Raw genomic sequence first — 22,071 nt, 5'->3', positions numbered from 1 at the left:
CAACGCGGCCAAGCAACGCCGTGATCCCCAATCGATGCTGAACTGGACGGAGCGCATCATCCGCATGCGGAAGGAAGTGCCCGAGGTCGGCTGGGGCGATTTCGAGGTGGTTTCTGTGCGCGATCCTGCGATCTTCATCATCCGCTACGACTGGCGCAATAATTCGGTGCTCTTCGTGCATAATCTTGACGAGCGGCCGCGCGAAATCTCNTTTGCGGTCGGTGTCCCGGGCGAGGCCGGAAAACTGCTCGTCAACCTGCTCGACGAGAACCACAGCCGCGCCGACAGACGCGGCCGGCACAAGGTGCTAATGGAAGGCTATGGGTATCGCTGGTATCGCGTCGGCGGCCTGGACTATTTGCTGAAACGCAGTGACATTAACACAAACACAAGGGAGAAAGCCGGGCACGGTGGTCCGTAACGATTTCCGCTAAGGGTCTTGGCCGTGTAAAAACGGCCTTATGGATGTCCGCCCTGACCACGAGGACGCGGGCGTTTCTCAGGCTACGATCGCGGCGATCAGCGGCTTGACCCCGATGATGTTTATGACCCGTGTCAGATTGTAGGCCAGGACAGAGAGTGCCAGCTCGGCGGCTACTTTCGGAAGCGTTTTGGTCAGGAAATGCGTCGCCCCCATGCGGGCCTTCATCGTGCCGAACGGATGCTCGACCGTCTCTCGGCGCAGGCGCATGGCTTGTGGATTTGCATCGAGGCGCTGCTGCACAGCTTCGAGCAGATGCTCATGCTCCCATCGTGGAATCCGCCGCTCTGGCCCCGTGGTGCACTGGGATTTGAGTGAACAATTCTGGCAGGCAGTGGTCCAATAGCGCCTAATCCGCTTACCGTCCTCTTCGCCCGTAAAGCGATATGGAAGTTGCTCTCCAGCTGGACAGCGATAGGCGTCCTCCTCTGGTAGATAGACAAAGTCCTGCTTGCCGAAGCGGCCATCTGATTTGGCTCCCGACGTCTGCGGCTTCGGCAGGGTCACCGTGATGCCAGCCTCGTGGCAGGCGAGGATCTCGGGGCTGTTGAAGTAACCGCGATCGGCAACGGCCTTGAGCGCATCGGTCTTTAGAACAGCCTTCGCCTGCTTGGCCATGCTGGCAAGTTGCGCCCGATCCGAGCCGCTGTTCGTCACCTCATGCGTCACAATCAGATGATGCTCGGTATCGACGGCGACCTGCACGTTGTAGCCGACAACGCCGGAGCCACGGCCGCTCGTCGCCATCGAGCGGCTGTCAGGATCGGTCAGCGAGATTGGCTGGTCAGGCGAAGTAAGCATTCGTTTCTCGTAGACAGCGAGCTTGCCCATTTCCTCCTTCAGCTTTGTCAGCTTCTCGCTAAGTCTCGTCACCTTCGTCGCCAGCGTCTCGGTCGGCTCCTGCCGGTCCGCCGTATCAAGTTGGCTTAGATAACGCGCGACACTCTCCTCCAGCTGATCACGTCGTCGCTGTACCTTCGCCCGCGTGAAGTTCTTGTCCCGGTTGTTCACGGCCTTGAACTTGCTGCCATCAATGGCAACACTCGCCGTTGCGAGAAGACCCATCTCACGACAGAGTTCGACAAAGCGCGCACAGACCCTGCGAGGCGCCAGGCCATTGTCCTTGCGGAAGTCCGCGATCGTCTTGTGATCAGGAGCGAGCCGACCCAGCAGCCACATGACCTCGACATTGCGTCCGGCTTCCCGTTCGAGCCGACGGCTCGACTGCACTCGGTTCAGGTAGCCGTAAATGTACAGCTTTAGGAGAACCGAGGGATGATACGAGGGCCGACCCGTTGCCGCCGGCTCAACCCCGTCGAAACCCATCTCGGCCAGATCGAGTGCGTCGACAAACACGTCGATCACGCGAACGGGGTTACTCTCGTCAATGAAATCATCGAGGCATTCTGGCAATAACATCCATTGCCCACGATCCGCCTCTTCAACGAAGCGCCTCATCGATTCCCCCAAGAATCACGGGAGAATCTTAACAGAAACACAGCGTTTTCACACAGCCAGGGTCAAAAGCGGCCTATCGGCCCTCTGGTTGCTGACGTCGTCCCCCGAGAGCGGCCATTGTCGGCGCTGCCTGGAGGGTCCGGAACGGGCCAATGGGCGACATCAGCCAATTTCTGGGATAGACTGCGCTCATGCAGCTAGCAGTGCCCACTCTCTCAGGTCCGAACGTCACAATCAGAAGGGTTCGTCTCGACGGTCGCGACCAGTTTTTCGCCCTTAAGGGCGATCCAGAAATACACAAAATGTTCGGACGCAGCCGTGACACTTATCTCGCCATGACTCGCGAGGCCGCTGGCGCCATGGTTAAGCGGTTATCAGATCATCCGTTTGCATGGGTGATTGAGCACGGATCAAGGGTGATCGGCGAAACCCGTCTAGATCGCGTTGATATGCAAGATCGGCGTGCGTCGTTTGCCATAGGCATTCTCGATCCGACGTGCCTTGGCAAGGGCATTGGAACCGAGGCGATGCGTCTCGTTCTGCATTTTGCCTTTGACCGCTTGAAGCTGCATCGTCTCTCGGTGCGTGTGCTTGCTTACAATCATCGGGCTATTCGCTCCTACGAGAAGTGCGGCTTCGTGCTTGAAGGTCGTGAACGGGAAGCCGCGCTGGTCAACGGCGAATGGCACGACGACTGCATTATGGGGTTGCTCGATCGCGACTTTCGCCGACTTCTTCCGGAAGCGCTGTCGATGTCCGCAACGGGTCAAAATGCGAAACACTCAACCTGATCAATTTCGGTCCGCTGACCACCGATTCCGTTGAAAAGGTCACGCCCAAGTTTGTGTCGCCCTCCGACCCGGCGGCGCGCTGGACTGGAGCGCACGGCGGCCAAGCTTTCTTCGCCTACTCGACGAACTATCTGGTCGACGTCGAGAACGCGATCATCGTCGATGTCGAGGCGACCACGGCGATCCGCCAGGCAGAAGTGTTGGCCGCCAAGCGCATGATTGAGCGTTCACTCGAAAGGTTCGATCTTTATCCAAGCCGGCTTCTCGGCGACAGTGCCTATGGCTCCGCTGAGATGCTCGGGTGGTTGGTCTACGAGCACGGGATCGAGCCGCACGTAACCGTCTTCGACAAGTCGGCCCGCACCGTCAATCGACGATGAGGCTGTAGATCGCCGCCGCACGCCGGCCGCCCTCATCTGAGCCCGCGAAGGTCCAGTTTCTTTTTCTTCGCAGGGCGATGCCCCGGCGCCCCACAGGCGAAAGTGAATTCCAAGTGATCTCCGTCATGTCCCGGCTCGCCTAGAGGCTCATCAATTTGTTGGGCTGACTACGAAACCAATCACTTCTCCGAGACTGAAATCGTACAGTAACAAGAATGTTCAATGTTATTGCCATGGGATGGCGAAGGCGGAAAAACGATTCGACCGCTGCTCGCGACCTCTCACAGGATATCGCTTGCCCACGCGCAGGCAGCGCGAATTCGGCCTCTATCTGCTCAAACGGTTCGAAGGGAGACGCTAATGCGAAGGATTCTTGCGCTGGTCTATGGAGTGGCAGCTTACCTCGTGTTCCTCGGGACGTTTCTCTATGCGATCGGTTTCGTATCCGGTGTCCTTGTACCCAAGACTGTGGATGCACCAACCATTGCTTCCGTGCCCGAAGCCCTCCTCATCAATGTTCTGCTGTTGTCACTGTTTGCAGCCCAGCACAGCGTCATGGCTAGAATGCCGTTCAAGCGCTGGTGGACGCAATTCGTTCCTGTGTCGATCGAGCGAAGCACCTACGTGCTCCTCGCCAGCCTCGCACTCATTCTGCTGTTCTGGCAGTGGCGACCGATTCCGTCGATCATTTGGCTGGTTAACAATCCCACAATAGCGATGGTGATATGGGGACTATCCTTCTTCGGTTGGTTCATCGTTCTACTAAGCACGTTCCTGATCAACCATTTCGAACTATTTGGCCTGCAGCAGGTCATTCTCAATTTTGCCGGAAAGGTTGCACCAGAGCCACGGTTTAGAGCGCCGTTTCTCTACAAACTCTCACGTCATCCGCTCTACCTCGGTTTTATCATCGCATTCTGGGCGACGCCTGTGATGACTGCAGGCCATTTACTTTTCGCGCTCGTGACCACGGGGTACATCCTTGTCGCCATCGTGCTCGAAGAACGTGACCTAGTAGGCCTGTTCGGTGAGGAATACAGGAACTATCGCCAACGCGTGGCCATGCTCATACCGGTTTGGTGGAGATCGCCATGACCTCAACCGCACGCGACCAAGTGCGAACAGAGTGACGTCACCTGATTGGCCAGAAGGACTCCGCTTAGTCCAAAAACACAGAATCTGCGCATTTTGGAACTACACGCCGTTGTAGGCGATGGCCGCATAGGCGCAGTTCTCGCAGCGCGCCACACATGTCCTCCGAGCGCCGCAGTACGGCAGCGCTCGATCGCCGACATCACCTTCAACTGCTGGAGGTTCACACGGCCGGCATGGGCTTGACGGCAGGCCGGACCATGGCCGCGGAACATATCCGCGACCTCTTGTTGGTCCGGAACGGATGCGCCGCGGAATAGACATGCGAAGTCACCGTGCCGAGCGCGGCATCGCCCAAGCCGTTTAAGAGGTCTTCCTTCATGACGTCTCCCGGACCGATCACCCTGATGTCGGCCTTACCGAGGCCGCTCTTGCCATCTCGGCCTCATCACTCGACTACTGACCCGGCGGCGCGAACAGCGGCGAGGAACCGCTGCACCCGCTCCGGGGTCTTGTATCCCGGCCGCTCCTCGATGCCGGAGGAGACATCGACTGTCGTGGCGCCGGTACGGGCCACCGCCTCGGCGACATTGGCCTCCGTAAGGCCGCCGGCCAGCATCCACGGCTTGGGCCAGCTTCGGCCTGATAGCATCGACCAGTCGAACGCCAGGCCGTTGCCGCCTGGCAGCGCGGTTGCGCTCTTTGCCGGCTTGGCATCGAACAGCAGCCAATCGGAGACGTCAGCGTAGTTTGGTACGGCGGCAAGATCCTCGATCGTTGCGATCTTGATCGCCTTCATCACCGACGTGGCGCAGCGGGCACGGATCGCGGCCACACGCTGCGGCGTTTCCGCCCCGTGCAACTGTATCATGTCGAGCGGCATCCGATTGAGCACCGATTCCAGCTCCTCGTCAGTTGGGTCAACGAACAGTCCGACCCTAAGCAGCCCCATCGGCACCCGCTGCACCAATTGGGCGCCCTCATCCGGGCCCACTGAGCGCGGGCTAGGCGGATAGAAAACGAAGCCGGCCCAGCGAGCTCCGTGCTCTGCCGCGGCCTCGAGCACCTCGGGGGTGCGGATCCCGCAGATCTTTGCTTCCACAACGCTCATGGCGGCCCAGTCCGGTTGTGCACTTTTTGGTTTATTGACCGAGGACCAGCGCTCTCGCCTTCGGCCATCATTCTCTCCAACGCCTTGCGGTCCACCTTGCTGAGCGCGTTGCGCGGCAACCCGTCGACCACCCGAAGCCCCTCGGGAACCTTATAGGGTGCAAGGCGCTCTGCCACGTTTTGGAGAATCTCGGCAACAACGCTTTCCTTCGTGCCAGCCGTGAGCTTAACAAAGGCGAAAACGCGCTGACCGAGCACCGGATCGGGCTTGCCAACCGCGGCGGCTTCCTCCACCGACGGATGGGAGGCAACCAGAGCTTCCTCGACCTCGGCCGGCGAGATATTGGTCCCTCCACGGACGATGATGTCCTTCTTGCGCGCGACGAACCAAAGCTCATCGCCATCTCCGCGCCTCATGAGGTCACCGGTGTAATACCAGCCGTCCTTTAGGCTCTGCACCGTCGCCTCCGGATCGTCCCAGTAACCAACGAAAACATTCGGGCCGCGGATCAGGAGTTCGCCGATCTCACCATGTGCAACGTCGGCACCATTCTCATCGACAAGCCGAACTTGCGCGTCCTCGGTTATGCGAACCACGGCTCCGGGTCGCAGTCCGAAAGTTAACTGGCCGGAAACCTCGGTGGACGCCCAAAAATTATAAAGGGGCGCTCCCAAGACCGCTGTGACCCGCTTCTGCAGATCAACGGGACAGACGTCAGCTCCGGTCAGGCAAATCCGGAGTGACGACACGTCGCGCTGCTTTAGCTTTTGAGCCTCAAGCAATCCAGCATATTGGTAAGGAAAACCTAGCAGCCAAGTCGCCCGATAGCGTTCGATGCAGTCAAGAACGATGTCAGGATCGCGGCTCTGGAGCATGATGAAGGGCACCCCGGTTTTGACAAAGCTTAGCGAGCAGCGGAGGCCGCTCCCATGTGCTAACTGCAACGGCGAGACGATCACGTCGTCGGCCGAGAAGCCGAAATGCTTGCAGATGAAGTCCGTGGCTGCCGCTAACGTATCCAGCGTATGCGTGACGAATTTGGGCCGGCCGGTGGTTCCAGAGGTGTTGGTCAGCACTGCGGGCTTATTTGAGGCCGGCATTGGCAAGTCCGCATGCGCGGACTGTCTCAGAGCCTCCCACGTTTGCCCGCCCTGCGTTCCATTGGTGTCATCGAGAATAAGGCGTTTCTCGCGAGGAAGGATCGCAGCGTCAACCGCAGCGACATGGCGGTAGAGAGAGGAGTCGCCGATATAGAACGCAGGCTGGAGCCGCTGCAGCATAGGCGCGAGCTCGGCAAACTTGAACGCGGTGCCAAGCGGCGTCGCGATCGCGCCCAGCCTGAAACACGCATAATAGCCAATAAGCATTTCGGGCCGATTCGCCATATGCAATATGACGCGATCGCCAGCTTTAATTCCGCTCGCCGCAAGGCCTCGCGCGACACGCTCGGACTCGTGAGCAAGCAGACGATAGGTCCACACGTCTTCTTGAAAGATGAAAGCCGTTCTTTCAGGTTGGGATCGAGCGTGCTGCATCAACGCTTCGGTCGGAAAGACTGTCATTGGAATTCCTATAGGGCTAGGACACCAGGACTGATCCGGTTTGGCTACCGCGCGATTTCCAAGCGGCGGAAACCGATTACAGCTGTAATGAATGCGCGTGATGTCGCTGGACCCATTTCCATCGCGCAAACGACGACATTGGCGTTCCGTATTGGCTCCGGCGCCTTCTGGAAAAAGAGACCGGCGATTCTGTGCTACGGCGGCTATGCGCCATGTCAGTCGAAGGTGATGTCAGGAAGCTATCTTGGCGGACTCGAGAATTGCGCCAGCCATAGGCGTTGCTCATTAGCCAAGGCCGTTGCTGTCGGGGGACACGTGCGATTGCAAGCCGAAGCGTTGATGTTACGGTCGTAGCACCAGTCTCACGCGGTGCAATCCTGCTGCAATAACCGGGAAGTAATCGGACGTCCCCCGTTCGGTCGGGTCCGAACGGACTCTGATCGCGTCGGCTTGGCCGGAGGGTTGCTGGGCCTCCAAGAACAAGGGTAAGCAGTGGTGTTTACAACGGCGCAGTCGCCGCTCGAAACCGAAAACGCAAAAATCGGGACATTGCTACTTGCCGGACTCGGCGGCGCTCTGGAGAATTACGATTTCGTGATCTTTGCGCTGTTCGCAAGAGTACTCGCCCACATCTTCTTTCCGCCCGGCATACCCGAATGGTTGACCCTGATTCAGACATTTGGCATTTTTGCCGCCGGCAATCTCGTGCGTCCGGTTGGAGGAATCGTTCTCGCCCACTATGGCGACTTGCTCGGTAGAAAGCGTACGTTCCTGTTCAGCATACTGTTAATGGCAATCGCCACTCTAGGAATTGCCTGCACCCCGACTTACGCAAGTATCGGTATAGGGGCGCCGATTGTGCTCTTGTTGTTCAGGATCTTACAGGGCGCGGCAATGGGCGGCGAAATGCCGGGCGCTTGGACCTTCGTTGCTGAACACGTCGCGAGGCGCCACCTCGGCTTTGCTTGCGGCGTCCTGACAAGCGCTCTCGCAATTGGTAACCTGCTTGGTGCTCTGGCGGGGATCCTGATCAACCGGCTCTACCAACCGGCCGAAATATTGGCCTTTGCCTGGCGATTGCCGTTTCTCGCGGGCGGCATTTTGGCCTTGCTCTCCGTGTATCTTCGTCGCTGGCTAGTTGAGACCCCGATCTTCAAGGAATTGCAGGCAAGCAAGGAGCTGGCCGTGGAGCTGCCGCTCAAGATCGTGCTGCGCGGGCATCGTGGCAGCATCCTTAGTTCAGCCGCTCTGACCCTGCTGCTTGCGGTCACAATCATCGTGGTCTTCGCAATGACGCCGACCCTGCTTCAGACCCGCTACGGTATCGATGCCGAAACATCGTTTGAGGCGACGAGCCTCGCGACGACCTGTCTGGCCGCCAGCTGCGTCGGTTTCGGTATCCTGGCCGACCTGCTAGGTGTCGGTATGTTCTTTGTTTTGGGCGCTCCCTTCCTGGCGGCTTGCACCTATTCTCTGTATGCGCTTCTGCCCGGCCATCCCGAAAGGTTATTTCCGCTCTATGCGCTTGTGGGACTTTCGGCCGGCGTCGTCTCCGGTGTTCCCTGGGCGCTCGTCCAGAGTTTCCCGCCTCTCGTGCGATTCAGCGGTGTCGCGTTCTCATACAATGTCGCCTATGCCATTTGCAGCGGAGTTACGCCGCCACTCATTACGTTGGCGCTCCGCGTAGACCCGCTGGCGCATGCGCACGCTGTGCTGCTCGCATGTGCGGTCGCGTTTCTCTCGGGTGCAGTCCGGCTCTGTCTCGGCACACGACAGACTGCTTGAACCCGTTTCAATGCGCCTCATTTAGTGTCGACGTGAGAGTTGATGCGTCCCATCAGTACGCGGACGCGACCAACTATCGCGCAGCTCAGGCAACCTTGCTGCAGGGCGCGGGAGGACAGTGGTCGACGAATTCACAAGCATAGTCGATCGACAAATGGCCAAGATTTGGCGCGCTCGCCCTCGCGAAGGCTTGGCGCCGCCCAGGCGCCCAAATCGTTCTTGCTGTCTATGCCATTTTGGATTGGCTGCAGCCGGGCCTTTCATACCTGCGACGACGCGAGTGCTTTGAATATCGTGAACCTGCCCGTCGATCGCGGCGTCAATGTGCTGGAGCGTATTCTAGTGGCGCGCAGCCCAGCCTGTCGCAATTATACAAACTGAGCCCTTAAATCACCAGCGAGTCCCGTAAACAGTTGGTACGTCGACCATCGCGCCTCCGCCCTTGATCAGATGAGCAGCGTCGATCGTGCATGTCGAGAATGCTATCGACGCTGAAACGATCATCCGCAGCTGGATTGACGTCGCTGAAGCCACCTCCTGGAGAAGCTGCGGAAAGGCGCGTTGCGCTGTCAAACGACCGTCTTCACCGAGCTGACGACCTCAGTCCTCGAACAATTCCTCCAAAGTGCTCAGTTCGCCGGCGTGAGCCTCAAGCGAATTTTATGTAGTCTGGCTTGCATTCATCGCAGCGGTCCGAAGATTAGTAAGCGGCGATGTGAGGGTGAGCAGCGGCCTTCAGCAGGACCTTTCGCCCTGTTATCCGTTCTCGCTCGCCGCATGCACCGCGTAGCGGGCCTCCATGAGGTCGAATGCCTGCTTATCCACCAGCCTCTGACGCTCCGCGAATGAGGTGACGGCGCGCTCATCGAGGGCGCCGTTCTCTTTGAGTGCCGATAGCGTCGCCTGCATACCATGCACGGCGCCCTGCAGGGCGGCGTTTGCGTAAAGCACCAAGCTGAACCCCATTTCGGCGGCCGCTCTAGCTTTAATAATCGGTGTCTTGCCTCCGAGCACCATGTTGACAAGCTGAGGCGCCTTCAGGCGACGGGGCAGCGCCTCGAGATCCTCGAGGCGGTCTGGAGCCTCGACAAAGGTGACGTCCGCGCCTGCCTCAATATAGCGCTCCGCTCGCTCAATGGCCGCCTCGAAGCCTTCGACGGCATATGAATCGGTGCGTGCGATCACAACCAGATCCTGCCGCCGCGTGTCGACCGCAGCCCGCACCTTGCCCACCATCTCCTCGAGTGAGATCAACTCCTTCCGTCGAAATGACCGCACCGTTTTGGCGCACGCTGGTCCTCAATTTGAATGGCGCTTGCACCGGCTTGCTCCAGGATACGAACTGTATGGGTGACGTTGATGGCGTTACCGAATCCAGTATCGACATCGACGACCAGTGGCAGGTCGATCACGCAACGGATAGCCACCACATGGTCGACCAATTGACTCAGGTCGATGAACCCGAGATCCGGCAAGCCCAGGTGCATGTTGGCGATCCCAGCGCCGGTCAGATACACGGCCTTAAAGTCGAGATCCGCAATGATCCGGGCGGCGAGCGCGTTCGGTGCTCCGGGCAAAATGGTGCCCTTCTCAGTGCCGAGCATTGTACGAAGGGTCTGGATATGAGACATAGACATCGCAACGCTCCATCATTTTAGAGTTACGAAATCTGTCGTAAAGGCGCCGCGAGTGCTGAGCTTGATCATCAAATGACGTCACCCTGGCTGCCAAACATCTTAGAGGCAGACGACGACGCCTCTCGTAGCGCGTTTTGCGATCGACCCATTCGTACCGCTTAGGGCCTGCTCCAAGCCCGACTCATCTCAATGGGATCAGGGCTTCTCCAACGGCGTCCAGTTGAGACACTGGTGGGCAAAGCTTCGCCGCGATAGGCACCACTCCCCTAGCCGAAGGGCAGGCGCGGAGCACATTGCTGCGGTCGCCACCAGCCGATGAGATATGGTGGGATGAGAGGGCCGATGCTAGATCGGGTTTTCTTCGAAGAGACGCGCGACCATCGCCGAATCGAGGTACGCTCTCACTCGGTCGATGGTATTGCCAGCAAAATGGACCACCCAGCAGTACCTGTTGTCGAACCTGAATCCGTTCCTCGCCGTCGCCAAGGAATGGAGTTCCACGACGGCTTGATCGTCCTTCACGAGCAAGTGCTCAACGACGAGTTGAGCTCCGTTGGGTAGAACCTTGCCGAGCTTCGCAAAGGTGCCGGCGACGAAATCGGATTTCGACTTGTAGTGACCAGCCAGCGGATGCGTCCCTTCGACGATCCAGTCGACTTTGTCGTCTACATGCTCGAAAAAGCTCGCGCCATCTCCGCGCTCCAGACCCTTGAAAATCGTTAAGACGTACTGTTCGGTAATCATGATCATCTCCTGTGTATACGCTTATGTTCGGAGGCACGGAACGCGCAACACGCGCATGCGCTACCTTTCGCTTGGCATGACAACTATCCTCTTACGATGCAGACGACGGTCCTAGTCGATTTACAGCCGATAAGAACCGGGCGGTTCTCTGCCGCCGTTGTACGTAAGAGGAATCCGCTGCACGCCATCGCCGCTCTGTTCTTCGGAGCCATACAGGCTGGTCACGGCGTCCCTCAGTCGCAGCGCGAACGGCGGTGCTTCATCCGGGGCGGTCACCACCTCGATGTAAACTCCGCTTTCGGCATTTTCAGCGCGTTCTAGCGCCTGATCGAGTTCGCCGCAGGTCGTCACTCGCTCCGTCATCCAGCCTTTGCAGCCGAACACGCGCGGCAACTCGGCATAACTCCAAGGTGCGATATCGTTGTAGGAGGCATTGGGATCGTTGCAGAGCAGACGCTCGATCGTGTAGCCGCCATTGTTCAGCACAAAGATGAGCGGCTTCAAGCCGAGACGGCCGAACTGGCCGATTTCCTGAATGGTAAATTGATGAGAGCCCTCTCCGGTGATGAGCACCAGGCGGCGAGTAGGCGCGGCGACGGCAGCACCGAGCGCGGCCGCCGTCGCCCAACCGATGGAAGCCCATAGGGCTTGGTTGTAGAAGGCCGTTCCCTGCGGCAATCGCGCGAAACCAAGCCCCATGGACACCGTACTGCTTTCGGCGACAACGAGATCATCTGGGCGGATGAACCTGCCCCAGCGCGGATATAGGGCGGCTGCCGTGATCGGATCTGCTCCGCTGCCGCTTGCTGCTCCGGGTGGTGAGGCCTGAACACTCACCGACGTCCGCCGCCTGATCAGCCGTTTCGATAGGCAGGTGAGAACATCCGCCATTTCGATGCCGTGATATGTTCTACCTTTCAGGGTGACCTGATGCAGTCCAATCGAGATCAGCCGCGCGGGATCGAGATGGGTCGTGAACGCACCGGTATTCAAATCGCTGAATAAGACGCCGACCGCGAGCACCGCATCGGAGCTCTCGACAAACTGGCGTACATCCTCATTCATCAGTTGGCCAGCATGCATGCCGATGTAGGCTGGCTGACTTTCATCGAGGACAGACTTGTCCAGAAGCATGGTGGCGAAGGGCAGCCCGGACGCATTCACCACCGCTTGCATGACTGGTTGCAGACGGGCGCGGCCCACCAGGAAGCCAGGGAGGATGCACGCAGTCCTGGCTTGGTCCAGAGCAGAGAGGATCTCCTTCACGACGTAATCGAGAAGAACAGGGTCGCTGCCCGGAGGATCGACCGGCTTGGCGCGTCTGAGCGCCGACTGCAGTGCCAGATCGGCAGGAAATCCCATGTAGACCGGGCGCAAATGGTAGAACGCCTCATGAATGAGGCGTTCGGTCTCATACGCAACGTTTTGCGGCGTCATGACGGCGCTAGCGCACACCACTGGCTCGCTCATGCGACGGAACGAGTCGAACTCGCCATTGCCCAGCGTGTGGTGCGATAACCTGCGGGCTGCTTGCGCAGCTATCGGCGCCATTCCGACCAGATGAAAGACCGGCACTTGTTCGGCGTAGGCGCCGGCGATGGCATTCAGCGCGCTCAATTCACCGACTCCAAATGTGGTGCAAACGGCTCCGGCACCTTTGACCCGCGCATATCCATCTGCTGCATAGGCCGCGTTGAGTTCATTTGCACAACCGATCCAGCGCATCGTGGCTTCTGCCGCATCGTTGAGCGGGAAGGAAAAGTCGCCCGGAACGCCAAACACATCGGTGATGCCCAAGTCTCGCAACCGCGAGAGGACGTGCTGGACTACTGTAATCGGCATTGAGCAAACTCCGGAATGGCGATGAGAAGCGCTTGCCGTCGATAGCGAGCCCCAAGTTCCACGAAACGTGGACCATGGCCCATTACGCGAATGCGTCGAACTTCAACGATTTCGTTGCACAGTCCTGAATCCGGCACCTTGACGTCTTTGATCGTTCGCGTGATTTCGTCTCGCGTTCTGACAGCTTCGGCGAGGCGGCAGGGCTTGTGGTTGATTGACGGCGAGCATTCTGGAGCGGTTCAGTCTCGCGGAGAAGTGAAAGTCTGCCAGCATGCCGATGAACCATATTGAATTTGAACGGAGGCGCGAATTCGCACTATGAGCGATCTGGCCGACGTGCGGCGACAGACCGGTTCCCGGACAGGCGTGCTTTGGACCAGCCAAACTCCCGGGGGACGCGGCAACTTGCCAGATGAACGGAACGAGAGTATTGGCAGAATAGGCCACCGCACCCCGCGGTCGTTGAATTCATAGGCCAACGCGGTTGCGGAACAAGATGGCCGGGTATTTTGACGGCCGAGGTAGCATTTGCAACAGCACTTCAGCCAATTAGGAGAATTCGAGTTCGGGCCGTATCGGCTGATCCCGTCAAAGCGCCTTCTACTTGCGGGACAGAATACAGTTGAGCTCGGAAGCCGCTCCTTCGACATTCTTGCGTTGCTGCTGCAACGCCACGGCGAGGTCGTCAGCCGCCGGGAGATTCTCGATCACGTCTGGTCGGACCTGACGGTCGGTGAAGCGAACCTGCGCGTGCAGATGTGCGATCTTCGTCGTGCCTTGAACTCGGAGGACGAAGGCGGGTCATACATCATGAATGTGCAAGGGCGCGGATATGTGTTCGTCGCTCCGGTGCGGGCGGTCGCCTCGTCGCGACCCCCCGGTGGAAGCGACTCGAGCGCCTCGATGAGCAGCGGGCTGCCCGCGCGGTCTCAACGTGTAATCGGTCGTGCTGAGGCTATCGAAGCGCTCATCGCCCAGACGCTCAGCTGCCGGTTCGTCACCATTATCGGACCCGGAGGTATCGGTAAGACGACCCTAGCGGTCGAACTCGGACATCGGCTGGCGCGCGAGTTCAATGACGACGTCCGGTATGCGGATCTTGGGTCTCTGAAGGCGCCGGATCTTGTGTTGCCGACCATTGCAGCCGCGCTGGGCTATGCCGTGCATTCAGGCGACCTACTGGCCTCTCTGACATCGTTCGTATCTGATCGGCGGCTGATGCTCATCGTCGATTGCTGCGAACATGTGATTGACGAAGCGGCCGATGTCACGGCTAGGCTTTTCCTCCACGCGCCCAACATTCATCTTATTGTCACAAGCCGTGAAGTCCTGAGAGCCCATGGAGAGACGGTTTACTCGGTCGAGCCGCTCGGTCTGCCCGCGGAAAAGGAGGATTTGACGGCCGGCGACGTCCTTCGCGCCCCATCGGTTGAGCTGCTGATGCAGCGCGCGGCGGCCAGGGGGTATGTGGGACGGGTGGACGATGCGCACGCGCTCGCAGCGGCTGAGATCTGTCGTCGGCTCGACGGCAATCCTCTCGCAATCGAGCTCGCAGCCAGCCGGCTCATCACGTATGGATTCAAGGGGCTCCTTGACAGCCTGCGCGGCCGCGCGGTCCTGAGTTGGCCGGGGCGTCGACATGAGCCGAGGCATCGTACCCTGGAAGCTACACTCGACTGGAGCTTTCGGCTGCTTCCAGACGTCGAGCGACGTGTGCTTGCACGACTTTCCATTCTGACCGGTCCCTTCACGATGCACGCCGCGCAAGCGCTGGCGGTTGATACCGCCACCGACGATTGGACGGTGGCGCGGGCGGTCGAGGAGCTCACGGATAAGTCGCTGATCGCGATCCTGTCGGTCGATGACAGCCATATGTACCGGATTCCGGACATCACACGCTTCTATGCCGAAATGAAGCTTGCGGAAAGCGGCGAAAGACAGGAGGTCCTGCGTCGGCACGCACGATTTTGTGTCGATACGCTGCAGCGGGCGGATCGCGAGCCGCGTCATGTGATCGAGCAAATAAGTCCGAGCTGTGGCCTTCACGTCGGCAACGTCCGCGCTGCCCTGGAATGGTGCTTCTCCAGTGTGGGTGATGCGGAGCTCGGCACGGCGCTTGCGGCCTTCGCGTCTCGGATGCTGCTGGATCGCTCGATGCTGACTGAGTGCCTCAGGTGGTGCGAACTCGCGGTGGCGCACATCGATGACAAGAAGCCGTTATCGATCCGCGCACTTCGGCTGCAGGAGGCGCTCGCCCTATGCCGCATGTATATGATGGGGAATGAGGATCAAGTCGGAGAAACCATCACACGTGCTTTGGATATCGCGGTCTCACTTGGCGAACGGGACTCGGAATTGCATCTGCTGGCAGGCTATAACCTCTTTCTCACCCGCCAAGGCGACTATGCCGGCGCCCTCGTCGCGGCAGAGCGGTTCGCCGATCTGGCAAACGGCTCGCAGGATCCAATTGAGATAGCCGCCTCCGAATGGATGTTGGGGGCGACTCACAGCCTCCTTGGTCACCAGCGTTTGGCCTTCGAACTCCTTGAGATGGGTATCGCACGGGCTGAAGCGGAGGGCATCGGGCAGACTTACTATTTCGGCTTCGACAACAAGGGTCGGGGCGCGATCGGCCGCGTATGGACGTCCTGGCTTTGCGGATTGCCCGAGAAGGCCCATCGTCTTGCCGAGCAGGTGCTCGATGCGTCCATCGCACAGAACCATCCCGTCTCCACCTGCATTGCTTACCTCTATACGACGATGGTGGTTCTCTGGTTGCGGGATCTGGATTGGGCCGATAACCTGGTTGAAACCCTGACCGAGGTCGCAAACAAGCATCAAATGAGGCCCTGTAGAACCGGTGCGCTAGCGCTGAAAGGCGAGTTGCTGCTGGCCAAAGGTGAGACAGAGGCAGGCGTTGCCTTGCTCAAGGGTGTGCTTGAGCCGCTTCGCACAGAGCAGTTGATGATCATACGTTTGCCCGCAATGCGCGCGTATTCGGAAGGTCTGGCTCGTATCGGCGATTTCGATGAGGCAGAAAGCACGATTGCCGATCTCGTTGAGCATGCCGAGACCATCTCGCCGACCTATCTGCTTCCGGAGCTGCTGCGTACGCAGGGTAATATCCTGCTTGCCCGTCGCCCGGGAGATACGGGACAGGCCGAGAGATGTTATCGGAAAGCGCTCAAACAGGCCGTGACCGACGGCGCACTTGGCTGGGAGCTACGCGCTGCCATTTCGCTTGCGCGGTTGTCGAAGGAAACCCGATGCGCCGCTGACGCAGCGGGAATCCTTCGGCGTACGTTGTCCAAGTTTACGGAAGGATTTGAAACCGCGGATCTGGTTGAGGCGCGGCAGCTCCTTCGGTCGATGCCGGCCGAGCATCGTAATGGAGGGTTGGCGCGAAGAGATGGGAACCGTTCAGGGCGGAGGCGCGACAAGCCAACCTGAAGACCGCGACCGCCCCAAGAATGCTCGGAAGGCTGACGCCCGCATCGTCAGCTTTCGATAGGGATCGGCGAGGCAAGCCGCTTGCTGCTTCAACGCTGCGGCTTCATCCTCGCCGTGAACGAGCAGGCCTGCTTTACACCACTTTACATTCGCTTCACGGCGATTGAAACGAACCACCCTCCTGCCGGGCTATGCTTCGCCTGCCAACAGCGGGGACGGCCGCTCTCTTTCGAGTTCGCGAAAGCAGCTGCGCGTAATGTTGAGAGAACCGATGACCAGCACCATCAGGGTCAACGGCACGAACGACAAGGTCGACGTGGATGACGATACGCCACAGCTATGCATGCTGCGACGTCCTTGCTTTGACCGGCACGAAATTCGGATGCGGCGGCCGCATTGTGACGAACATGTACTGTCCAGATCGGCAGCACCGCGACCAGATCACACAACCGACGCGTATTGGGCGTCGGATCAACGGGTACAGCACACTTTTCGCCGCCACCGGCAAGCGCATCCACCCTGCCAATTGAACCGGGCATGCTCAAAGCTGGGCGTGTTGATCAGAGAGTACCTTCGGCAATCTCCGAAATGCGGCGTCGATGAAAGCACGGATCGGTGGCCCCAGGTGGTCGTCGCCCGCAACTGATTCCATCTCTAGCGCAACTTTGCGCCGCTTTTCAATAATTAACGGGGCGTGAGATTGGCGATGAACTAGTCTGCTAAGCACATGGGCGCTACCTTCGAGTTTGATCAATGTCCACACCCATCAGCAGACTCGATCTCAATCTCCTACGTGTATTCGACGCCGTGATGGAGCAGCGCAGCGTACTGCGGGCCAGTCAACGGGTCTGCCTCAGTCAATCGGCTGTCAGTCACGCCCTTGGGCGGTTGCGGGATGTGCTTGGCGACGACTTGTTTGTGCGCACGACCACGGGAATGCAGCCGACGGCGCGCGCACTTCGGATGGCTCCTCTTATTCGCGAGGCCTGGTCTTCGCTCGAGTCCGCGATCGGCGTGCCCACATTCGAGCCTCGCAACTCGAGTAGGTGCTTTACGCTTGCAGCGAGCGATTTCGTGACCACCCTCCTCCTATCTGATCTGCTCGGTCACCTGGACCGAGAAGCGCCGCTGGTCAATCTCGAACTGCGGCCGGACAGCGGCATCGATCTAGCCGAGCAGCTCGATCTTGCGCAAATCGATGTGGCCGTGGGGACCTTTTCCGAGATACCCGACCGTTTCCGGGCGACGCAGCTATTCTCTTATGACGACGTTCTTCTCGCCCACAAGTCGCGGAGGCTCGGCCGGCTGTCGTACGACACGCTGTCGACGCTGTCGATCGCCACCGTCGCGATGCACGGCGACCGTGAAGGGAGCGTCGACGGCTTCATATCGGAACATGGATTGAGCCGTCGGTTGGAAATGTTCGACCGGGTTGCTCTCGAGCGAGCGTTCCGGGGAGCGAAGCGAAAACCGCGCGTGGCGGTTTCGCTGCCCCACTTTCTCGCGATTCCCTCACTTCTTGAAGATGCTCATTTGGCCGCAATCGTACCGCGGCCGCTTGGCGCATTGCTCGCCCGCATGCATCAGTTATCGATCCACGAGTTGCCGTACAGGACCGCCGTTATGGATATCTGCGCTCTGTGGTCAGAACGGAGCCTTGGCGATACCGCACAAGACTGGCTACGCGAAATGCTAATGCGCGCAAGCGAGTCGTTGCGCTCGGGCCCGCTTGAGACGGAGGGTCCTACCCTTCCCGTTGCGCCTCTTCCACGCGTCGCGATCTGAGCTTGAGTTGCAATCGAGCCAGATCAATTCACAATAGTCATGCAGAAGATGCACTTGCGGGTCGCTGGATCCAAGTTCGAATCATCGAATGCCTCGTTGGCGTTTCCTCTGGCTTGAGGGGCCCCGTCGAGCTCTCGCAAACCTGGCTGCTCAATGAGGATAGTTCGACCTGCAGCGTTTTCATCCTGCAAGTGAAGTCGTTTCACTGCCGTACGAACGGGGATGGCATCTAGTGAGCCGGTCAGGCCGAACGATCGCACAATGGAGATAATGCTCGCCGTCGTCAGCCGACGGATGGTGAAGGTTCAAGTGGCGGCGAGCCGCTCCGCCGAACCAAGGAGTACGCATCGATGCATGGAACGAGCAGATCCGTTCGGGACGTCGAGGACAATAGAAGCTCCTCCGCTGCGGCAAGCGCGACTATTTTGCCAAAGCCGGTAAATGGCCGCGAGTTCGAAGCGACGCTCCTTGCGATCGCGGCGCATGATCTTCGTCAGCCGTTGCAAGTCATCCAGAGCGTTCGCGAGCAGCTGGATAACGGGCTTCGAACCCGATCCGAGCTTACCCTTCTGGAGCTCTGCCAGAGCGCAATCAATCAATTGGCTGGGCAACTCGATCAGCTGTTGAGCGCTCTTCGCATCGGCGAGCACGATGGGCATGTGAAGTTGTCGCCGGTCGCCCTCGAGGCGCTGCTCCGAGGCGTCCGGCGTGACTACGAACTGGCTGCGCTGGACAAGGGGCTTCAGATTCGGATGGTATCAACCCGCTCTTGGATCAGAAGCGACGTCTTGTTGCTCGGCTCAGTGCTTCGCAATCTCGTGAGCAACGCGATCAAATACACCGAACCGGGCGGGCGGATACTGATAGGCTGCCGCCACATGCGGACTTGCATCCGCGTCGATGTCGTCGACACCGGAATTGGCATTCCCGGTGCGCAAATGTCGAGAATATTCGAGGCCTTTGCGCGTCTCGATCCGGCGTCCGATCAAGGTCTCGGAATCGGTCTCTTCATTGTGCGGCAAGCCACGGGCATCCTCGGGCATCGCGTTCAGGTGAGCTCCGTTGTCGGTCGAGGAACACGGTTTTCGATCGTAGCCAAGCGGCCTATGCGAAAGCGCCGAGGGCGTGGGAAGCGCTGACCAAAATCGTTGTCCAGGCCGTCACGGGGGGCTGATGAATTCAGGCCATAATACCCAGTGGCCTTTAGACGGTCGACGCCACGAGAAGCCATTCGTCGGGATCGAGGCCTTGCATCCGCCTCCAATCAAGGAGAGCGACATGAGCATCAAACAATGGCGACCCGCCAAGTCCGTCTCACCCCGAATGATCACACGCTGCTGCTGATCGATCATCGGTCACGAATAGCCTTCAACATCAAGTCGATTGACATCACCGCACCTGTGCTGGTGGGTATTTGCGCGCCCGCTTGATTGGAAATAGGAAAGCTAGCCTCTGCTTGCCGCCTCGCCTGCATCTGCAGGCATCTCCAAGGCCTGCAAGTCTATTGCCTGTCGTTTGAGCGAAATACTCGTTTGAAGAGCTAGCAGATTGCCGCGGGATTCGTTGGGTGTGGTGCCATTTAGCGATTCGCGGGCGCGGCTATCAGTAAACAAGAGCCACCTTGTGGGTTTACGTATCATGCGCTGGTTCCCATCAATCTTGGGGTAGTGGGATCGTGGAGGAAAAAACGTTATCCGGATCGTAACGCCGTTTGGCCTGAATCAGCCGTGTTGCATTATCGCCATAGCTCTTCGTCGCGCGGGACGCCTCGTCTGGCCCGAGCAGGTTTGGATAGCCTCCAGGGAGCGCGGCCGTGAACGCTTCGCGTGTCTCACGAGCCCATGTGATGTGCTGTTGGGTAATGGTTACATCCTCTGGGTCTGGGAACATCGTCAAGATCTCGACTAAGATGTGCGGCCGACGAAGGCCGAAGGCGGTTGCGTCCGCCGCGACGCGGCACGCCGCACCTTTGAATTCATGGGTGAGAATGACGCAACCCGAAGAAACCGCGTTGGCCATCGAAGAAAGGAGCGTGTCGATGCTGCAGCTGTCAAGGGCATCCAGCGAGCATGTTTCGATGTGAACGCGCAGGCCGTCAACGATCATCGCGTCAAACCGCGAGAGCAGGGCCGTCTGCGACATGCGCTCGACCTTACCTGCTAGCAGGGTTCCGAGCTTGAGAAATGGGGCGAGTTGTCGCTCACCGTCCTCAGGCGCGCCGCACCAGACCGGCGCGACAAGCACGCTAAGCGAGCCATCAGGACCCGCGGCAATGCCGAGCTGCGCGGAAAGTTCATCAGGCAAGGAGGCCGTGAGGGTGGCGGCCTGAGTTAGTACGCTTTTTGCCTCGGATATAGGATAGATCAAAACGCCCGCTAGCACGATTGGGATGTTATGCAGCTTGCAGCGCATTTGAGTAACTACGCCAAAATTGCCACCACCGCCCCGTATCGCCCAGAACAGATCCTGGTTGTGGGTGGCGCTGGCTGAAACGACCGAGCCGTCGGCGAGCGCGACCTGCGCCTCGACCAGATTGTCGAGGGCAAGCCCTTGAGATCCGATCAAAGGACCGTAGCCACCCCCGAGCGTCAGTCCTGCCATGCCGACACCTCCGTGCGAACCTGTAACTGCAGCTAGACCCAAGGGATCGATGGTGGAAATCAAGTCGCGCGCGCGTGCGCCACCCTGAAGCAACGCACTGCGTCGATCACTCGCAACGCTTACAGCTCGCATCTCACTAAGATCGATTACGATGCCCTCGCATAATGCACGGCCGGCCCAGTCATGCCCACCCCCTCGAACCGAGAGCGGCAGCTTCGCTTTGCGTGCTGCTGTGATTGCGGCCTGCACATCGGCAGCGCCGCGGCATGTGATGGCAGCGGCAGGCGTGACATCGGTCTTTGCCCAAGTCGCGATCGCTGCCGTATACCGTGGATCGCCGGGAATGGATACACGGTCAGGCAATGCCCGGCTGAGACTGGCTATTTCTGTGGTCGGATCGGTCATGGAACCCTCCATTCAACAGGCGCGTCGCCCGGTCTGTGTCTCGGGCCGATAGGATGAGAAGCTTTTCGAGATAGGAGTTCAGGTGCGAGTTGATGCTCCGAAGAACGCCGAGTTCGCACTCGCCGAGCGACGCGTCGGCGGCCTCTGCAAATCGCTCGAATGGATGCGCAGCAGCGCCTCGTGCAATCGCCTGTATTCGCTCGGTGGTAGCAACCCACGAGTTCGAATCGGAGACCAGCGGCGGCGGCGAATCGGTGTAGTCCGCCGATTGTGATTCGTACAACGGGGAATGCGCGAGTTGTTGTTGCAGAAATAGTCCTCGCGAATTGTGGAGGGTCGTATCGCGCGTATCTTGATCATGCGGCTGTCCTCGATGACAACTTCGAGGCTCGATAGATCGGTAGCGACTGCAGGCCGCCTCATGCGATTACAAGGAAGTCATGGCTGCCTCCAAACGGACAAGGATTGTCGCGCCGCACGGCCCGTAGCTGCCGATCAGTCTCGTCAAACAGTACGTGTTTAGGGCGCAGCCGTTTCATTCCGATTGCAGCCCGGCAACTCTTTGTTACTCCAGTAACCGAAGTCGCAAGCCGGACCATAAACGGGAAGCAGGTAGAGGCATCATGAGCATTGTAGTGTCAAGCTGCTTGAGAAGGCCAATGAGGCCCAAGGCAAGGACTGCCACGGGGTAGTTCCGCAGCAATTGCCTTCATTTTTGATGGCTACTGTGAGTCTGGTTTTGGCGACAAGAGGATTCCTCGATGCCATCGGTTTCTAGCATGTCGCCATCGACGTGCCGGTCTGACTGACAGGGTGCTGGCAAATGCTGACACTGCTGGCCAAGAGAGGCATCAGTGCGGGGCACGATGGAACTCTGATTTCGCGACGGTCTGAGAGATCAGTATTTGCGCGCCATTGCGACCGATTGCGCGATCGGATCGATCGCG

Annotated in this window: 16 protein-coding genes and 5 pseudogenes; 10 read left to right on the top strand and 11 right to left on the bottom strand. The window is 59.1% G+C overall.

All coding sequences use genetic code 11. The features are described 5' to 3' along the window. Window positions 1–421 (top strand): annotated as a pseudogene (locus F758_RS45840) (trehalose synthase); the annotation flags it as partial. Window positions 422–499: 78 nt separating this feature from the next. On the opposite strand, the gene F758_RS0140490 reads toward F758_RS45840, so the two are convergent. Continuing rightward, entirely contained in the window at window positions 500–1,939 is a 1,440-nt protein-coding gene (locus F758_RS0140490) for an IS1182 family transposase (protein WP_024513145.1), read from the bottom strand. Between the two features lie 191 nt (window positions 1,940–2,130). Between F758_RS0140490 and F758_RS48885 the strand changes: the two genes are divergently transcribed. The 3 genes and pseudogenes from F758_RS48885 (at window position 2,131) to mddA (ending at window position 4,205) form a co-directional block, all read left to right on the top strand. Continuing rightward, the gene (locus F758_RS48885; protein ID WP_084306089.1) at window positions 2,131–2,730 is read left to right on the top strand and encodes a GNAT family N-acetyltransferase; all 600 of its coding nucleotides are present in this window, start codon (window positions 2,131–2,133) and stop codon (window positions 2,728–2,730) included. A 38-nt stretch (window positions 2,731–2,768) separates the two neighbouring features. Continuing rightward, window positions 2,769–3,092 (top strand): annotated as a pseudogene (locus F758_RS45835) (transposase); the annotation flags it as partial. 378 nt (window positions 3,093–3,470) lie between these two features. Beyond that, window positions 3,471–4,205 (top strand): methanethiol S-methyltransferase, encoded by a 735-nt coding sequence (mddA, locus tag F758_RS0140470; protein ID WP_024513142.1) that lies wholly within the window; start codon window positions 3,471–3,473, stop codon window positions 4,203–4,205. Between the two features lie 108 nt (window positions 4,206–4,313). On the opposite strand, the pseudogene F758_RS52515 reads toward mddA, so the two are convergent. From F758_RS52515 to F758_RS0140455, 4 genes and pseudogenes are all read right to left on the bottom strand, one after another. Continuing rightward, window positions 4,314–4,477, bottom strand: a pseudogene (locus tag F758_RS52515) (transposase zinc-binding domain-containing protein); the annotation flags it as partial. Window positions 4,478–4,488: 11 nt separating this feature from the next. After that, window positions 4,489–4,629: pseudogene (locus tag F758_RS50455) on the bottom strand (ABC transporter substrate-binding protein); the annotation flags it as partial. A 21-nt stretch (window positions 4,630–4,650) separates the two neighbouring features. Beyond that, the gene (locus F758_RS0140460) at window positions 4,651–5,313 is read right to left on the bottom strand and encodes a phosphoribosylanthranilate isomerase (protein WP_024513141.1); all 663 of its coding nucleotides are present in this window, start codon (window positions 5,311–5,313) and stop codon (window positions 4,651–4,653) included. Further along, window positions 5,310–6,848 carry a class I adenylate-forming enzyme family protein gene (locus F758_RS0140455; protein ID WP_245286745.1) on the bottom strand — a complete coding sequence of 513 codons (1,539 nt, stop codon included), beginning with the start codon at window positions 6,846–6,848 and terminating at the stop codon, window positions 5,310–5,312. The genes F758_RS0140460 and F758_RS0140455 overlap by 4 nt, the downstream gene beginning before the upstream one ends. A gap of 522 nt (window positions 6,849–7,370) precedes the next feature. Here F758_RS0140455 and F758_RS0140450 point away from each other — a divergent pair. Next, window positions 7,371–8,660 carry an MFS transporter gene (locus tag F758_RS0140450; RefSeq protein ID WP_245286744.1) on the top strand — a complete coding sequence of 430 codons (1,290 nt, stop codon included), beginning with the start codon at window positions 7,371–7,373 and terminating at the stop codon, window positions 8,658–8,660. A gap of 756 nt (window positions 8,661–9,416) precedes the next feature. Here the strand turns inward: F758_RS0140450 and F758_RS52935 are convergent. The 4 genes from F758_RS52935 to F758_RS0140430 form a co-directional block, all read right to left on the bottom strand. Further along, window positions 9,417–9,896 carry an isocitrate lyase/PEP mutase family protein gene (locus tag F758_RS52935; protein ID WP_283805911.1) on the bottom strand — a complete coding sequence of 160 codons (480 nt, stop codon included), beginning with the start codon at window positions 9,894–9,896 and terminating at the stop codon, window positions 9,417–9,419. 14 nt (window positions 9,897–9,910) lie between these two features. Then, on the bottom strand, window positions 9,911–10,297 hold the full coding sequence (locus tag F758_RS52930) for an isocitrate lyase/PEP mutase family protein (protein WP_283805910.1): 387 nt from the start codon (window positions 10,295–10,297) through the stop codon (window positions 9,911–9,913). A 345-nt stretch (window positions 10,298–10,642) separates the two neighbouring features. Further along, complete coding sequence (locus F758_RS0140435) at window positions 10,643–11,041, bottom strand: nuclear transport factor 2 family protein (protein WP_035724940.1); 399 nt, start codon at window positions 11,039–11,041, stop codon at window positions 10,643–10,645. Between the two features lie 120 nt (window positions 11,042–11,161). Next, entirely contained in the window at window positions 11,162–12,883 is a 1,722-nt protein-coding gene (locus F758_RS0140430) for an alpha-keto acid decarboxylase family protein (protein ID WP_024513136.1), read from the bottom strand. Between the two features lie 528 nt (window positions 12,884–13,411). Here F758_RS0140430 and F758_RS53630 point away from each other — a divergent pair. From F758_RS53630 to F758_RS0140415, 3 genes and pseudogenes are all read left to right on the top strand, one after another. Continuing rightward, window positions 13,412–13,711 (top strand): annotated as a pseudogene (locus F758_RS53630) (winged helix-turn-helix domain-containing protein); the annotation flags it as partial. Window positions 13,712–13,732: 21 nt separating this feature from the next. Beyond that, on the top strand, window positions 13,733–16,333 hold the full coding sequence (locus F758_RS0140425) for an ATP-binding protein (protein ID WP_245286743.1): 2,601 nt from the start codon (window positions 13,733–13,735) through the stop codon (window positions 16,331–16,333). A gap of 753 nt (window positions 16,334–17,086) precedes the next feature. Next, entirely contained in the window at window positions 17,087–18,118 is a 1,032-nt protein-coding gene (locus F758_RS0140415; protein ID WP_024513133.1) for a LysR family transcriptional regulator, read from the top strand. Window positions 18,119–18,423: 305 nt separating this feature from the next. On the opposite strand, the gene F758_RS51320 is transcribed toward F758_RS0140415, so the two are convergent. After that, complete coding sequence (locus F758_RS51320; RefSeq protein ID WP_024513132.1) at window positions 18,424–18,777, bottom strand: hypothetical protein; 354 nt, start codon at window positions 18,775–18,777, stop codon at window positions 18,424–18,426. Window positions 18,778–18,870: 93 nt separating this feature from the next. On the opposite strand from F758_RS51320, the gene F758_RS53625 reads away from it, so the two are divergent. Both F758_RS53625 and F758_RS50450 read left to right on the top strand, forming a co-directional pair. Beyond that, window positions 18,871–19,257: a sensor histidine kinase gene (locus tag F758_RS53625; RefSeq protein ID WP_502689225.1), complete on the top strand. Its 387-nt coding sequence runs from the start codon at window positions 18,871–18,873 to the stop codon at window positions 19,255–19,257. Between the two features lie 153 nt (window positions 19,258–19,410). Further along, on the top strand, window positions 19,411–19,548 hold the full coding sequence (locus F758_RS50450) for a hypothetical protein (RefSeq protein WP_157450428.1): 138 nt from the start codon (window positions 19,411–19,413) through the stop codon (window positions 19,546–19,548). Window positions 19,549–19,771: 223 nt separating this feature from the next. On the opposite strand, the gene F758_RS0140395 is transcribed toward F758_RS50450, so the two are convergent. Continuing rightward, window positions 19,772–21,124, bottom strand: coding sequence for an FAD-binding oxidoreductase (locus F758_RS0140395; RefSeq protein WP_024513130.1), 1,353 nt, complete (start codon window positions 21,122–21,124; stop codon window positions 19,772–19,774). Between the last annotated feature and the right edge of the window lie 947 nt (window positions 21,125–22,071).

The organism is Bradyrhizobium sp. ARR65 (assembly GCF_000472385.1).
In the GTDB taxonomy this organism is placed as follows: Bacteria; Pseudomonadota; Alphaproteobacteria; order Rhizobiales; family Xanthobacteraceae; genus Bradyrhizobium.
The sequence above is the reverse complement of the archived record's forward strand: the minus strand, read 5'-3'. Positions and strand labels throughout refer to the sequence as shown.

Coding starts and splice junctions, on each gene's coding strand:
- F758_RS0140490 (WP_024513145.1), bottom strand. CDS start 1,939: ATGAGGCGCTTCGTTGAAGAGGCGGATCGTGGGCAATGGATGTTATTG.
- F758_RS48885 (WP_084306089.1), top strand. CDS start 2,131: ATGCAGCTAGCAGTGCCCACTCTCTCAGGTCCGAACGTCACAATCAGA.
- mddA (WP_024513142.1), top strand. CDS start 3,471: ATGCGAAGGATTCTTGCGCTGGTCTATGGAGTGGCAGCTTACCTCGTG.
- F758_RS0140460 (WP_024513141.1), bottom strand. CDS start 5,313: ATGAGCGTTGTGGAAGCAAAGATCTGCGGGATCCGCACCCCCGAGGTG.
- F758_RS0140455 (WP_245286745.1), bottom strand. CDS start 6,848: ATGCAGCACGCTCGATCCCAACCTGAAAGAACGGCTTTCATCTTTCAA.
- F758_RS52935 (WP_283805911.1), bottom strand. CDS start 9,896: ATGGTGGGCAAGGTGCGGGCTGCGGTCGACACGCGGCGGCAGGATCTG.
- F758_RS52930 (WP_283805910.1), bottom strand. CDS start 10,297: ATGTCTATGTCTCATATCCAGACCCTTCGTACAATGCTCGGCACTGAG.
- F758_RS0140435 (WP_035724940.1), bottom strand. CDS start 11,041: ATGATTACCGAACAGTACGTCTTAACGATTTTCAAGGGTCTGGAGCGC.
- F758_RS0140430 (WP_024513136.1), bottom strand. CDS start 12,883: ATGCCGATTACAGTAGTCCAGCACGTCCTCTCGCGGTTGCGAGACTTG.
- F758_RS0140415 (WP_024513133.1), top strand. CDS start 17,087: ATGTCCACACCCATCAGCAGACTCGATCTCAATCTCCTACGTGTATTC.
- F758_RS51320 (WP_024513132.1), bottom strand. CDS start 18,777: ATGCCCATCGTGCTCGCCGATGCGAAGAGCGCTCAACAGCTGATCGAG.
- F758_RS53625 (WP_502689225.1), top strand. CDS start 18,871: ATGGTATCAACCCGCTCTTGGATCAGAAGCGACGTCTTGTTGCTCGGC.
- F758_RS50450 (WP_157450428.1), top strand. CDS start 19,411: ATGGCGACCCGCCAAGTCCGTCTCACCCCGAATGATCACACGCTGCTG.
- F758_RS0140395 (WP_024513130.1), bottom strand. CDS start 21,124: ATGACCGATCCGACCACAGAAATAGCCAGTCTCAGCCGGGCATTGCCT.